This is a genomic window from Streptococcus sp. k-628 (assembly GCF_013277475.1).
Taxonomy (GTDB): domain Bacteria; phylum Bacillota; class Bacilli; order Lactobacillales; family Streptococcaceae; genus Streptococcus.
This window is the reverse complement of the sequence record NZ_VMMZ01000078.1, coordinates 1-14,315: the sequence shown is the minus strand read 5'-3', so window position 1 is coordinate 14,315 and position 14,315 is coordinate 1. Positions and strand designations below refer to the sequence as shown.

General features: G+C 42.9%; 8 protein-coding genes. 1 reads left to right on the top strand and 7 read right to left on the bottom strand.

Translation table 11 applies throughout. The annotated features are described in order from the left end of the window. Positions 1-158: 158 nt before the first annotated feature. Positions 159-4,283: a pullulanase gene (locus HT730_RS09055; protein ID WP_240151481.1), complete on the top strand. Its 4,125-nt coding sequence runs from the start codon at positions 159-161 to the stop codon at positions 4,281-4,283. Between the two features lie 352 nt (positions 4,284-4,635). Here HT730_RS09055 and HT730_RS09040 read toward each other — a convergent pair whose 3' ends face one another. The 7 genes from HT730_RS09040 to HT730_RS09010 form a co-directional block, all read right to left on the bottom strand. After that, positions 4,636-5,685, bottom strand: a complete 1,050-nt coding sequence (locus HT730_RS09040) for an Atu2307/SP_0267 family LLM class monooxygenase (RefSeq protein WP_173274984.1) — start codon at positions 5,683-5,685, stop codon at positions 4,636-4,638. A gap of 118 nt (positions 5,686-5,803) precedes the next feature. Next, positions 5,804-7,612 carry a glutamine--fructose-6-phosphate transaminase (isomerizing) gene (gene glmS / locus HT730_RS09035; protein WP_173274983.1) on the bottom strand — a complete coding sequence of 603 codons (1,809 nt, stop codon included), beginning with the start codon at positions 7,610-7,612 and terminating at the stop codon, positions 5,804-5,806. 191 nt (positions 7,613-7,803) lie between these two features. Then, positions 7,804-9,183 carry a 6-phospho-beta-glucosidase gene (gene bglA / locus HT730_RS09030; protein ID WP_173307392.1) on the bottom strand — a complete coding sequence of 460 codons (1,380 nt, stop codon included), beginning with the start codon at positions 9,181-9,183 and terminating at the stop codon, positions 7,804-7,806. 98 nt (positions 9,184-9,281) lie between these two features. After that, entirely contained in the window at positions 9,282-11,135 is a 1,854-nt protein-coding gene (locus tag HT730_RS09025; protein ID WP_173307391.1) for a proline--tRNA ligase, read from the bottom strand. Between the two features lie 12 nt (positions 11,136-11,147). Next, positions 11,148-12,407, bottom strand: coding sequence for an RIP metalloprotease RseP (gene rseP / locus HT730_RS09020; RefSeq protein WP_173307390.1), 1,260 nt, complete (start codon positions 12,405-12,407; stop codon positions 11,148-11,150). Positions 12,408-12,428: 21 nt separating this feature from the next. Next, complete coding sequence (locus tag HT730_RS09015) at positions 12,429-13,232, bottom strand: phosphatidate cytidylyltransferase (RefSeq protein WP_173307389.1); 804 nt, start codon at positions 13,230-13,232, stop codon at positions 12,429-12,431. An 8-nt stretch (positions 13,233-13,240) separates the two neighbouring features. Then, positions 13,241-13,999 (bottom strand): isoprenyl transferase, encoded by a 759-nt coding sequence (locus HT730_RS09010; protein ID WP_173307388.1) that lies wholly within the window; start codon positions 13,997-13,999, stop codon positions 13,241-13,243. Positions 14,000-14,315 lie beyond the last annotated feature (316 nt).

Here is a 14,315-nt window from a genome sequence, read left to right as displayed (position 1 = left end):
TTTCATTGAGTATTATTTCCATTATTTATACTGATATATAAAATAATACGGAAAACTTCTCAAAAGTAAGAATTTCTTTGACAAACCAAAGAAAACGCTTGCATATTATTTTGCTACATGCTATACTGATATAGAAATTTATTGATTGGAGAATCATTATGAGAAAAACACCATCTCAAACTGAGAAAAAAATGGTCTACAGCATCCGTTCCCTCAAAAATGGAACTGGTTCTGTCCTTATCGGCGCAAGCCTTGTCCTACTTGCTATGGCTACGTCAACTATCTCAGCCAACGAAAGTACACTAACCACTAACGCAAGTAATAGTGAAACCACTACTGCCCTTGCCCAACCTCTTACTGATGCAACAAACATCGCTGGCAAGAACGAAAGCGATTTTTCTTCACCTAATAATGCAAACGCTTCCCTAGAAAAAACAGAAGAAAAACCTGCAACAGAGCCAACAACTCCTGCTGCAACTTCAGCCGATTCAGCACCACAAACCGGACAAGATCGTTCAAATGAGCCAACTACTTCTACTAGTCCAGTAGCAACTGAAACTAAGGCAGAAGAGCCAATCGAAGACAACTACTTCCGTATCCATGTCAAAAAACTTCCTGAAGAAAACAAGGATTCTCAAGGACTATGGACTTGGGATGATGTTGAAAAACCATCTGAAAATTGGCCAAACGGAGCCTTGTCCTTTAAGGATGCCAAAAAAGACGACTACGGCTACTACCTAGATGTCAAATTAAAGGGAGAACAAGCTAAGAAAATTAGCTTTCTCATCAACAATACAGCTGGAAAAAATCTAACCGGCGATAAATCTGTAGAAAAACTGGCACCAAAGATGAATGAGGCTTGGTTAGACCAAGATTACAAGGTCTTCTCTTACGAGCCACAACCTGCAGGAACTGTTCGCGTCAACTACTACCGTACAGATGGCAACTATGACAAGAAATCTCTCTGGTACTGGGGAGATGTGAAAAATCCAAGTAGCGCTCAATGGCCTGACGGAACAGACTTTACTGCTACAGGCAAATACGGCCGCTATATCGACATTCCTCTTAAGGATGCCGCCAAAGAATTTGGATTTTTACTATTAGATGAGAGCAAACAAGGAGACGATGTGAAAATCCGTAAAGAAGATTATAAGTTCACAGATTTGAAAAATCATAGCCAAATTTTCCTAAAAGACGATGACGAATCGATTTACACAAATCCATACTATGTTCATGATATCCGTATGACAGGTGCCCAACACGTAGGCACTTCTAGCATTGAAAGTAGTTTTTCAACACTTGTTGGTGCTAAAAAAGAGGATATCCTCAAGCACTCCAACATCACTAATCACCTAGGAAACAAAGTAACTATCACCGATGTTGCAATCGATGAAGCTGGTAAGAAAGTGACCTACAGCGGAGATTTCTCTGACACAAAACATCCCTATACTGTTAGCTACAATTCCGACCACTTCACTACCAAAACAAGCTGGCGTCTGAAAGATGAGACTTATAGCTATGATGGCAAACTTGGAGCCGATCTCAAAGAAGAAGGAAAACAGGTTGATTTGACCCTCTGGTCACCAAGTGCTGATAAGGTTTCTGTCGTTGTCTACGACAAGAATGACCCTGACAAAGTAGTTGGAACTGTCGCTCTTGAAAAAGGAGAAAGAGGAACTTGGAAACAAACTCTAGATAGCACAAACAAATTAGGAATCACAGATTTCACTGGCTACTATTATCAATACCAAATCGAGCGTCAGGGTAAAACTGTTCTTGCACTCGATCCTTACGCTAAATCCCTCGCTGCTTGGAATAGTGATCTTGCAAAAACAGACGCTTCCCATAAAGTGGCTAAAGCCGCCTTTGTAAATCCAGCTAAACTAGGACCTCAAGACTTGACTTATGGTAAGATTCACAACTTCAAGACTCGTGAAGATGCCGTTATCTACGAAGCTCATGTGCGTGACTTCACTTCAGATCCTGCCATTGCAAAAGACTTGACCAAACCATTTGGTACCTTTGAAGCCTTTATTGAAAAACTAGACTATCTCAAAGACTTGGGTGTGACCCACATCCAGCTCCTTCCAGTCTTGTCTTACTACTTTGTCAATGAGTTGAAGAACCACGAACGCTTATCTGACTATGCTTCAAGCAACAGCAACTACAACTGGGGATATGACCCTCAAAACTACTTCTCATTGACTGGTATGTATTCAAGCGATCCTAAAAATCCAGAAAAACGAATCGCAGAATTTAAAAACCTCATCAATGAAATCCACAAACGTGGCATGGGAGCTATCCTAGATGTCGTTTATAACCACACAGCCAAGGTCGATATCTTCGAAGACCTAGAGCCAAACTACTACCACTTTATGGATGCAGATGGCACACCTCGAACTAGCTTTGGTGGTGGACGCTTGGGGACAACCCACCATATGACCAAACGACTCCTAGTTGACTCTATCAAATATCTAGTTGATACCTACAAAGTGGATGGATTCCGTTTCGATATGATGGGAGACCACGATGCGGCTTCTATCGAAGAAGCTTACAAGGCTGCACGCGCCCTCAATCCAAACCTAATCATGCTGGGTGAAGGTTGGAGAACCTATGCTGGCGATGAAAACATGCCTACTAAAGCTGCTGACCAAGATTGGATGAAACATACCGATACTGTCGCTGTCTTCTCAGATGACATCCGCAACAACCTCAAGTCTGGTTATCCAAACGAAGGTCAACCTGCCTTTATCACAGGTGGCAAGCGTGATATCAACACTGTCTTTAAAAATCTCATTGCTCAACCAACCAACTTTGAAGCAGACAGTCCTGGAGATGTCATCCAATACATCGCAGCCCATGATAACTTGACTCTCTTTGACATCATTGCCCAGTCTATCAAAAAAGACCCAAGCAAGGCTGAGAACTATGCTGAAATCCACCGTCGTTTGCGACTTGGAAATCTCATGGTCTTGACAGCTCAAGGAACTCCATTTATCCACTCTGGTCAGGAATACGGACGTACTAAACAATTCCGTGACCCAGCCTACAAGACTCCAGTAGCAGAGGATAAGGTTCCAAACAAATCTCACTTGTTGCGTGATAAGGATGGCAATCCATTTGACTACCCTTACTTCATCCATGACTCTTACGATTCTAGCGATGCAGTCAACAAGTTTGACTGGACTAAGGCTACAGATGGAAAAGCATATCCTGAAAATGTCAAGAGCCGTGACTATATGAAAGGGTTGATTGCTCTTCGTCAATCTACAGATGCCTTCCGACTTAAGAGTCTTCAAGATATCAAAGACCGTGTCCACCTCATCACTGTCCCAGGTCAAAATGGTGTGGCAAAAGAGGACGTAGTGATTGGCTACCAAATCACTGCTCCAAACGGTGATATCTACGCAGTCTTTGTCAATGCGGATGAAAAAGCTCGCGAATTTAACTTGGGAACTGCCTTTGCCCACCTCAGAAATGCTGAAGTTTTAGCAGATGAAAACCAAGCAGGGCCAGTCGGAATTGCCAACCCGAAAGGACTTGAATGGACTGAAAAAGGCTTGAAATTAAATGCCCTTACAGCCACTATTCTTCGAATCTCTCAAAATGGAACTAGCCATGAGTCAACCGCAGAAGAGAAACCAGACTCAACCCCTTCCAAGCCTGAACATCAAAATGAAGCTTCTCACCCTGCACATCAAGATCCAGCTCCACAAGCTAGACCTGATTCTACTAAACCGAATGCAAAAGTAGCTGATGCGGAAAATAAACCTAGCCAAGCTACAACTGATTCACAAGCTTCACAACCACATAAGGACAGTAATACTCAATCACTTCCAGCTACTTCTACACAAGCTATTGTAACTTCCTACACTCCAGCTTATACAAATAAGAAACCGGAAACTCCAAATCAGGCAACTAAAGCTAGTTGGAAACAAGAAAATGGCATCTGGTATTTCCATAAAGCAGACGGTTCTCTAACTACTGGTTGGATCAAAGATGGAGATACTTGGTATTATCTAAAAGATGATGGCTCTATGTCAACTGGTTGGGTGAAAGATGGCAATGTTTGGTACTTCCTAAATAGTAACGGCTCTATGTCAACTGGTTGGGTAAAAGATGGAGATACTTGGTACTATCTAGATCCATCAGGAGCTATGAAAGAAAATCAATGGTTTGAAGTTTCTGGCAAATGGTACTATGTTGATTCATCAGGTAAACTTGCAGTTAATACAAGAGTTGAAGGATATTTGGTCAATGAAAACGGTGAATGGGTTAGCTAAAACTGCTACTGTATAACCTTTGCATAGCTAGATATAACTAATCCAAATACAGGAAGCTCAACGATAACAAATTCCTGTTGGCAGGAATCAACCTCCTTGCCCTTCTAGGTCTCGGATTCTTGCTAAAAAACAAAAAAGAGAACTAAAACTCAATGAAAATCAAAGAGCAAACTAGCCGCAGTCTGCTCAAAGCACTGCTTTGAGGTTACAGATGGAAACCGACGTGGTTTGAAGAGATTTTTGAAGAGTATAAACTAGCCCTCCTATAGAACAATCCCCCAAGTCTTAACGCTCGGGGGATTGATTTTTGTACAATATTTATTGTCCTAATAGGCCTGATGAGGATTTTTTATTAAGCCTCTTTCATGGCAAAGTAAGCCCGTACTTTTGGTGCCACTTGTGTGCCGAAGAGTTCAATAGCTCTCAGGACTTGTTCATGAGGCATAGAACCAAGAGGTAGGTGCAACATAAAGCGGTCCAAACCTAAATCCTTAATCATGCGAATCAATTTTTCTGCCACCTGATCTGGATTGCCCACAAACATGGCGCCATTTGGTCCTACTTGCTCTAAATATTGCTCATAACGCAATTCCTGCCAGTGCGGACGGTCTTTAGAAATAGCATCCACCACTTGCTTGGTCGGATGGAAATAATCTTTCACCGCCTGCTCGCCATCCTCAGCAATCCAACCCCAAGAATGAGCCCCAACCTTTAGTTCCTGACTGGCATGGCCCGCTTCGCTCCCAATCTCACGATAAGCCTGAATAAACTTTTTAAAATAACGAGGATTGCCACCGATAATGGCATAGACAATCGGTAGACCTGCCTGAGCAATCTTCACTGTTGATTCGACATGACCACCTGTCGCTATCCACAAGGGTAATTTGTCCTGAACTGGACGAGGATAAACTTCTTTACCAGCAATCGTTTGGGTCAATCGACCTTGCCAGTCTAACTTGGTCTTTTCATTGACTAATTGAAGCAAGTCTAATTTCTCATCAAAAAGGGCTTCGTAGTCTTTCAAATCATATCCAAACAAGGGAAAAGATTCCGTGAAAGAACCCCTTCCAGCCATAATCTCCGCTCGTCCATTTGACAAAGCATCGATAGTGGCATACTGTTGGAACAAACGAATCGGATCCATGCTCGAGAGAATGCTGACTGCGCTGGTCAAACGGATTTTCTTGGTATTGACTGCCCCAGCTGCCAGGATAATCTCTGGGGCTGATACCGCAAAATTCGCTCGATGGTGCTCGCCAATCCCATATACATCCAAACCAACCTTGTCAGCCAGTTCAATCTCCGCCACCAACTGGCGAATGCGTTCGGCATGACTGTAAGTCTGGCCAGTCCCTTCAAGTTCCGTTGTTTCCCCAAATGTTGAAATTCCCAATTCTACCACAGTGATTCTCCTTGTCTACCTCTGTCCTTCATTTTGAAAAATTATTCTAACACTAATCTTGAAGACAATCAACCGATTTGCTCACAAGAAAAAGCCTAGATAACTAGACTTTTTTAGCTTATTCTACCGTTACTGATTTAGCAAGGTTACGTGGTTTGTCCACATCAAGTCCACGGTGAAGGGTTGCAAAGTAAGCGACCAATTGCGTTGGTACAACCATTGAAATTGGTGAGAGGTATGGGTGTACAGTCGTAAGCACGATGTCGTCTGTCTCTTTGGCAACATTCTCTTCTGCGATAGTGAGAACCTTGGCTCCACGGGCTGCGACCTCTTGGATATTTCCACGAGTATGGTTGGCAAGGACTGGATCTGACAAGAGGGCCAAGACAGGTGTTCCTTCTTCAATCAAGGCAATAGTTCCGTGCTTGAGTTCTCCTGCCGCAAAGCCTTCACACTGGATGTAAGAAATCTCTTTGAGTTTAAGGCTTGCTTCCATAGCTACGTAGTAATCTTGACCACGCCCAATATAAAAGGCGTTGCGAGTTGTTTCAAGAAGTTCACGAACCTTGGCTTCAATGGTTTCTTTCTCTGAAAGAGTTGATTCGATAGACTGGGCTACGATTGACAACTCATGCACCAAATCAAAGGCTTGCGCTTTAGTATTACCATTTGCTTCTCCGACTGCTTTTGCAAGGAAGGCAAGGGCTGCGATTTGCGCTGTATAAGCCTTGGTTGAGGCTACGGCAATTTCAGGACCTGCATGAAGGAGCATGGTATGGTTGGCTTCACGAGAAAGAGTTGAACCTGGTACGTTTGTCACTGTCAAGCTTGGGATACCCATTTCATTAGCCTTAACCAAAACCTGACGGCTATCCGCTGTTTCACCAGACTGACTGATAAAGATGAAGAGTGGTTTCTTGCTGAGAAGTGGCATACCATAGCCCCACTCAGATGAAATTCCAAGTTCTACTGGTGTATCTGTCAATTCTTCCAGCATCTTCTTAGAAGCAAATCCTGCGTGGTAAGATGTTCCAGCTGCAAGGATGTAGATGCGGTCTGCGTCTTGAACAGCCTTGATGATAGCTGGGTCTACGACAACTTGACCAGCCTCATCTGTGTAGGCTTGGATGAGTTTACGCATAACCGTTGGTTGCTCATCGATTTCCTTGAGCATGTAGTAAGGGTAAGTTCCCTTACCGATATCTGACAAGTCAAGTTCAGCAGTGTAACTAGCACGCTCACGACTATTGCCATCATAGTCTTGAACTTCCACACTATCAGCCTTGACGATGACCAACTCTTGGTCATGAATTTCCATGTATTGGTTGGTCTCACGAATCATAGCCATGGCGTCTGAGCAGACCATGTTGTAGCCTTGTCCAAGACCAATCAAAAGTGGTGATTTATTCTTAGCCACATAGATGACTTCAGGAGTTTGTGAGTCAACCAAGGCAAAGGCATAAGAACCACGGATGATGTGAAGAGCTTTTTTGAAGGCTTCAAGAACTGACAAGCCATCTTCTTCTGCAAATTTTCCAATCAAGTGAACGGCGATTTCCGTATCTGTTTGCCCTTTGAAGTGGTGACCTGCAAGGTATTCTTCCTTGATTTCAAGGTAGTTCTCAATCACCCCATTGTGAACCAAGACAAAACGTTCTGTCTCAGAGCGGTGTGGGTGAGCATTGTCTTCCGTTGGTTTCCCGTGAGTAGCCCAACGAGTATGTCCGATACCAGTTGTTCCCTCAACTTCAGCTGTCTTGGCAGACAATTCGGCGATACGACCGACAGCCTTGACTAGGTGATTTTCAGCACCACCTAGGACAAAAATTCCCGCAGAATCATAGCCACGGTATTCAAGCTTTTCAAGCCCTTGAATCAAAATATCAGTTGCATTTGTGTTTCCAACAACACCAACAATTCCACACATAGTATATACGACACAGACCAGCTGTGCTTTCTCCTTAAAATTGGTATAGTCTAATTCTTCTTTTATAGAATCAGCAAAAACAGTATATACTTGTTTCTTTCACTTGTCAAGAGCAAAAATTGGTATAGTTCAAATTAAGCTCCTGTAACCAAAAAACTCTGACCAATTAGGATAATCAGTCAGAGTCCTTTTTAAAATCCATTATTATCGCTTAATTCCTTGAACCAGTACCCTGACTTTTTCAGACGACGTTCTTGCGTTTCCAAGTCAAGCTCAACTAGACCATATCGGTTTTTATAGCTATTGAGCCATGACCAACAATCAATAAAGGTCCAGATTAAGTATCCTTTACAGTTGGCTCCATCTTCAATAGCACGGTGAAGTTCACGAAGATGACCTTTTACAAAGTCAATACGGTAATCATCTTGAACCATTCCATTCTCACGGAATTTTTCTTCCCCTTCAACACCCATACCATTCTCTGTCAACATCCACTCAATATTGCCATAATTTTCCTTGATATTTTGGGCGATGTCATAAATCCCTTGCTCATAAATCTCCCAGCCACGATGAGGATTGATTTTACGTCCAGGCATCACATAAGGCTCGTAAAAATGTTCTGGTAAGAGTGGACTCTCTGGATGCTTAGCAAATCGAGGAGCCATAACACGCAAAGGTTGATAGTAGTTAACACCAAGGAAGTCCACTGTATTGTCACGAATGACTTCCAACTCCTCCTCCGTAGCATCAGGCAAGAGACCGTATTCATGTAAGATTTCTACCAACTTCTGTGGATAAGTCCCCAAAACAGACGGATCTAAGAAAGATTGGGCCTGAAAGAGGTCCGCAATATGAGCAGCCTTGACATCAGCAGGATGCTGGCTACGTGGATAAGCCGGTGTCAAGTTGAGGACAATCCCAATCTTGGAGTCTGGCAAAAGTTCATGACAAGCCTTAACCGCCTGACTGCTAGCTAATTGTGTGTGATAAGCTACTTTAACGGCTGCCTCTGCATCCACCTTATGTGGATAATGGGCATCGTAAAAATAGCCAAATTCTACTGGAACGATTGGCTCGTTAAAGGTAATCCATTGATCCACTAAATCTCCATAAGTCTCAAAACAAAAACGAGCATAGTCTTCATAGGCTGAGACAGTCGCCTTATTTTCCCAACCATCACCATCCTCTTGAAGGGCAAAAGGCAGATCAAAATGATAAAGATTGACTAAAAGACGAATCCCCTTAGCCTTAATAGCCTCAAAAACCTTACGGTAAAAGTCTACACCTTGAGGATTGACTTCCCCACATCCTTGTGGAAAAATCCGTGACCACTGAATAGAAGTCCGAAAAGCCGTGTGACCAGTTTCTAACAGTAGCTCAATATCCTTTTCCCAGTTTTCATAAAAGGTCGATGTCTTATCTGGACCAATCCCATTATAGTAACGATTTGGCTCCACTTGGTACCAATAATCCCAGAGATTATCTCCCTTACCGTCACCAGCTATACGTCCTTCTGTCTGCGGCCCAGAAGTAGAGGATCCCCAGACAAAATCCTTTGGAAATCTTAGCATACATTTACCTCTTTATCTACTCATTTTTCTCATTATACAGAAAAAACAAGGCAAAAACTAGTTACATTTTTTCCTTGTTTTTCTTCTGATTATAGTTTTTATTTCTTGCTGAGGATTTCAAGCGTTTCAAGCACGTTATCTGCATGAACCTCGATGGTGTCACCAGTTGCCTTAATCTTCACTTCTACGATGCCATCAGCCGCTTTCTTCCCAACAGTGATACGGATTGGCAATCCAATCAAGTCACTATCGCTGAATTTGACTCCGACACGTTCGTTACGGTCATCTGTCAAGACTTCGTAACCAGCTCCCATCAAGCTTGCTTCAAGTTTTTCTGTCAAGGCTTGCGCTTCTTCGTCCTTGACATTGACAGTAATCAAGTGCACATCAAATGGTGCCAATTCTTTAGGGAAATTGATTCCCCAAGCGTAACGGTATTCACCTTTTGGCGTTTTGTTAACAAAGAGGCGAGCGTGTTGCTCCATCACTGCTGAAAGGAGACGGCTGACACCGATACCGTAACATCCCATGATAATTGGCACAGCCCGGCCATTTTCATCCAAAACATCCGCTCCCATGCTTGCTGAATAGCGAGTGCCGAGTTTGAAGATGTGACCAATTTCGATACCACGCGCAAAGTTAAGAACACCTTGTCCGTCTGGGGAAATTTCACCCTCACGAACTTCACGGATATCCACATATTCTGCAGTAAAATCACGACCTGGATTCACACCAGTCAAGTGGTAGCCATCTTCGTTAGCACCCACAACTGCATTGCGAACATCTTGCACCTTACGGTCTGCGATGATTTTAACATTCTCTGGCAAAGCAACTGGGCCAAGTGAACCAAAACCTGCTTGTACAACATTTGCCACTTCTTCTTCGCTAGCAACGTCAAAGAAATCTGCTCCCAAGTGGTTTTTCAACTTGACTTCGTTGAGTTGGTCATTTCCAACTAGAAGGGCTGCAACAAGCTCACCATCTGCCATGTAGAAGAGGGTTTTAATTGTTTGTTCTTCTGGGACGTTTAGGAAGGCTGCAACTTCATCGATTGATTTAACATCTGGCGTTGCAACACGAGTCACTTCTTCTTCAGCAACAACACGGTTGCTTGGTTTGTACTCGTTTGTTGCCATTTCCAAGTTAGCCGCATAGCTAGACTCACTTGAGTAAGCAATGGTATCTTCACCAGAAACCATCCATTTGAGCAATTCTGCCTTGATTTCTTCTTGCACTTCTGCAGGAATTTCGTCAAATGAGGCAACTGACTTGTCCAAGACAACCCAGCGGTCAAGGTCTGTACGAGCAGGTGTAATGGCCATAAATTCTTGGCTGTCCTTACCACCCATGGCTCCACCGTCACCGATGATAGCCTTGAAATCTAAACCACTACGAGTGAAAATACGCTCATAAGCAGCCTTATACTCATCATAAACACTGTCCAAGCTATCATAGTTAGCGTGGAAACTGTATGCATCCTTCATGATAAACTCACGTGTACGGAGAAGTCCATTACGTGGGCGTTTTTCATCACGATACTTAGGTTGGATTTGGTAAAGGTTGAGTGGCAATTGCTTGTAAGACTTAACAGAATCACGGACAATAGCTGTAAATGTCTCTTCGTGGGTTGGACCTAGGATAAAGTCTGATTTTTCACGATTTTTTAGTTTATAAAGGTCTTCACCGTAGGTTTCATAACGGCCAGATTCACGCCAAAGATCGGCACTAAGAAGAGCTGGAGCCAACATCTCAACAGCCCCAATCTTGTCGAATTCTTGGCGCATGATATTTTTAGCTTTCTCAATAACACGGTTAGCAAGTGGTAAGTATGAATAAACACCTGCTGATACTTGACGAACATAACCAGCACGCAACATAAGAGCGTGACTAATAACTTGAGCATCGCTTGGCATTTCGCGAAGCGTTGGGATAAGCATTTTACTTTGTTTCATAATATTCCTCGATTATCTAAAAAAGAGTCGCATAATGTCATTCCAAGTCACAGCAATCATCAAGACAACCATGATGACCACTCCGGCCAAGGTGACATAGGTTTCAATTTCTTGTTTCAATGGTTTGCGGCGGATGGCTTCTAGGATATTGAGCACAATCTTACCACCATCCAATGCTGGAATCGGAATAAGATTAAAAATCCCAATATTGATGGAAATCATTGCCAAGAAGTACAAGACATTCTCAATTCCATTTTTAGCGGCATCACTACTTGCCTTAAAGATGGCAACAGGTCCACCTAGCTTGTTCAAATCCGGTTGGAAAATCAAATTTTTCAGAGCTGATAAAATTCGTAGGGCCGAGTCAGCAGCAGTTGTAAAACCACCTACAAACATGGATAGAAAATCTGACTTAATCCCCGGTTGAACACCTAGAAGGTAACGGCCTTGACTTTCTTCCGGAGTAACCGTAACTTGTTTGTCACTACCATTTTCAAAAATAGTCACATCCAAGGTCGGGGTCGTCTTATCTTTGGTTTCTGATTCCACAGCCTGAATCAAGCTTTCCCAGTTGCTAACCTCATGTGAACCAATCTTGGTAATCTGTGCTGTTTCTGGCACTCCTACCTTAGCCAAGGCCCCTTGGGGCATGACATGGAACTGGTTGGTATCGACATCTCTGACACCACCCTGCATGAAGATTAAAATCCAAAAAACAACGATACCTAAGATAAAGTTATTCATAGGGCCTGCAAAGTTGGTAATGAGTTTCCCCCAGATAGTCGCATTTTGATATTGAACATCTAAAGGTGCAATCCGAACCTCAGTACCATCTGCTTCCACAACCGTTGCATCGTGATCCACTGCAAATATTTTTTCTTCTTCCAGAACCAATCCTTTGATAAAGAGCTTATCTTCAAAGTCAAATTGGGTCACCTGCATAGGGAGGGCCGTTTGATCCAACTTTTTACCAGAAAGATTGATGCGTTTAACCTTACCATCATCAGTAAGTGTCAAACTGACAGGCGTTCCTGTCTTGATTTCAGTTGTATCATCACCCCAACCTGCCATACGAACGTAGCCTCCCAGAGGCAAGATTCGAATAGTGTAGGCTGTCCCATCCTTGCCAATGTGAGCAAAGATTTTAGGCCCCATACCGATGGCAAATTCACGCACTAGAATCCCTGATTTCTTGGCAAAGTAGAAGTGTCCGAACTCGTGCACCACTACAATAATCCCAAAAACCAGAATAAAGGTTAAAATTCCGAGCATAGTATTTCCTCCGTCTTTTGATTAAAAGAGTCCAAACAAGTGCATGATTGGAAATACAAGCAACATACTATCGAAACGATCCAAAACACCACCATGTCCAGGGATAAATTTCCCAGAATCCTTGACACCAAAGTGACGCTTGATCGAACTTTCTAGTAAATCACCAAATTGTCCAGCAATGCTAAAGAAAATAGCAAAGACTGACATCTTGTAAATTCCATACGGAAGAGCAACTGTACTGTCAACTATCATAAAGATGATGGTTACTAAAACAGCGCCTAAAATACCACCCAAGGCACCCTCAAAGGTTTTATTAGGCGATACTCTTGGTGCTAATTTTCGTTTCCCATAGTTCATCCCAACAAGATAGGCACCACTGTCTGTTGCCCAAACAATACACAAGGCTAATAGTGCCTTATCTAAACCTGCAATTCTAGCATCTAATAGAGCATTAAAACCAAAGCCCACGTAGAAACTCATAGCAAGAGGGAAAACCGCATCCTCAATCGTATAAGACTTGCTAAAAACAGTCGTTCCTAACATAATTGAAATCAAAACACTATAAGCAACCACATTCCCATCAACTGGCAAAAAAGTCAGGTAATTCTCCAAGGGAATGGTCAAGGCAAAGGTTGCAAAGAGGGTCAAGAGGCCCTCCATAGTCATGGTCTCTAGACCTCTCATCTTCAAAAGTTCATGCATGGCTAGCATGGCTATGATTCCAATTGCTATCTGAAGCAAGAGGCCACCAATCATTAAAATTGGTAGGAAAATAGCCAGGGCAATCCCTGCAAACAAGGTTCTTTTCTGTAAATCCTGTGTCATATTTCCTCCTAAACTCCTCCAAATCGGCGATGACGACGATTGTAGACAAGAATGGCTTCCTGCAAGGCCACCTCGTCAAAATCAGGCCACAAGGTATCCGTAAAATAGAGCTCACTATAGGCCCCCTGCCATGGAAGGAAATTGCTCAAGCGCAATTCTCCACTAGTCCGGATAATCAAGTCTGGGTCTCGTAACTCCTTAGGCAAATGCTGGGTGAAGAGATAGTTGCCAATCAATTCCTCTGTGATGTCACCTGGGTTGATTTTGGCATCTAACACATCTTGGGAAATCAACTTAAGAGCTTGTGTAATCTCAGCACGTCCACCATAGTTGAGGGCAAAATTAAGAATCAAACCTGTGTTGTTCTTAGTCAATTCCTCAGCTTTAGTCAGAGCTTCAAAGGTTTGCTTAGGCAGGCGATCCGTTTCCCCAATCATTTGAATCTTAACATTATTTGCATGCAGTTCCGGGACATAATTATCATAAAACTCTACTGGCAAGTTCATGATAAACTTGACTTCCTGATCTGGGCGGGTCCAGTTTTCTGTAGAAAAAGCATAGACCGTAATAACCTTAACGCCCAGTTTGTTGGCTGCCTTGGTCACAGTTTGCAATGCTTCCATGCCCGCCTTGTGTCCAAAAACTCGCGGTTGCATACGTTTTTTAGCCCAGCGGCCATTGCCATCCATGATGATGCCGATATGAGCAGGAACCTGTGTCGGAACCTCTACTTCCACAGCCTTATCTTTCTTAAAAAATCCAAACATGATCTTATTCCTATTCAAAAATCTATCGTTTCATTATACCATATTTCCCCATTTTCTTCTATCACTAAGCTATTTATACTCTTCGAAAATCTCTTCAAACCACGTCAGCTCTATCTGCAACCTCAAAACAGTGTTTTGAGCTGACTTCGTCAGTCTTATCTACAACCTCAAGACAGTGTTTTGAGCAGCCTGCGGCTAGTTTCCTAGTTTGCTCTTTGATTTTCATTGAGTATGAGATGCTGGTCTTTATCACATCCTATCTAGCTAAGCGGATACGCGTCACGATTCCATCTGGGTCTGTCACTTCTAACTGAGT

Excerpts from the sequence above, each read along its gene's own strand:
- HT730_RS09055 (WP_240151481.1), top strand. The coding sequence starts at position 159 with ATGAGAAAAACACCATCTCAAACTGAGAAAAAAATGGTCTACAGCATC.
- glmS (WP_173274983.1), bottom strand. The coding sequence starts at position 7,612 with ATGTGTGGAATTGTTGGTGTTGTTGGAAACACAAATGCAACTGATATT.
- bglA (WP_173307392.1), bottom strand. The coding sequence starts at position 9,183 with ATGCTAAGATTTCCAAAGGATTTTGTCTGGGGATCCTCTACTTCTGGG.
- HT730_RS09025 (WP_173307391.1), bottom strand. The coding sequence starts at position 11,135 with ATGAAACAAAGTAAAATGCTTATCCCAACGCTTCGCGAAATGCCAAGC.
- rseP (WP_173307390.1), bottom strand. The coding sequence starts at position 12,407 with ATGCTCGGAATTTTAACCTTTATTCTGGTTTTTGGGATTATTGTAGTG.
- HT730_RS09015 (WP_173307389.1), bottom strand. The coding sequence starts at position 13,232 with ATGACACAGGATTTACAGAAAAGAACCTTGTTTGCAGGGATTGCCCTG.
- HT730_RS09010 (WP_173307388.1), bottom strand. The coding sequence starts at position 13,999 with ATGTTTGGATTTTTTAAGAAAGATAAGGCTGTGGAAGTAGAGGTTCCG.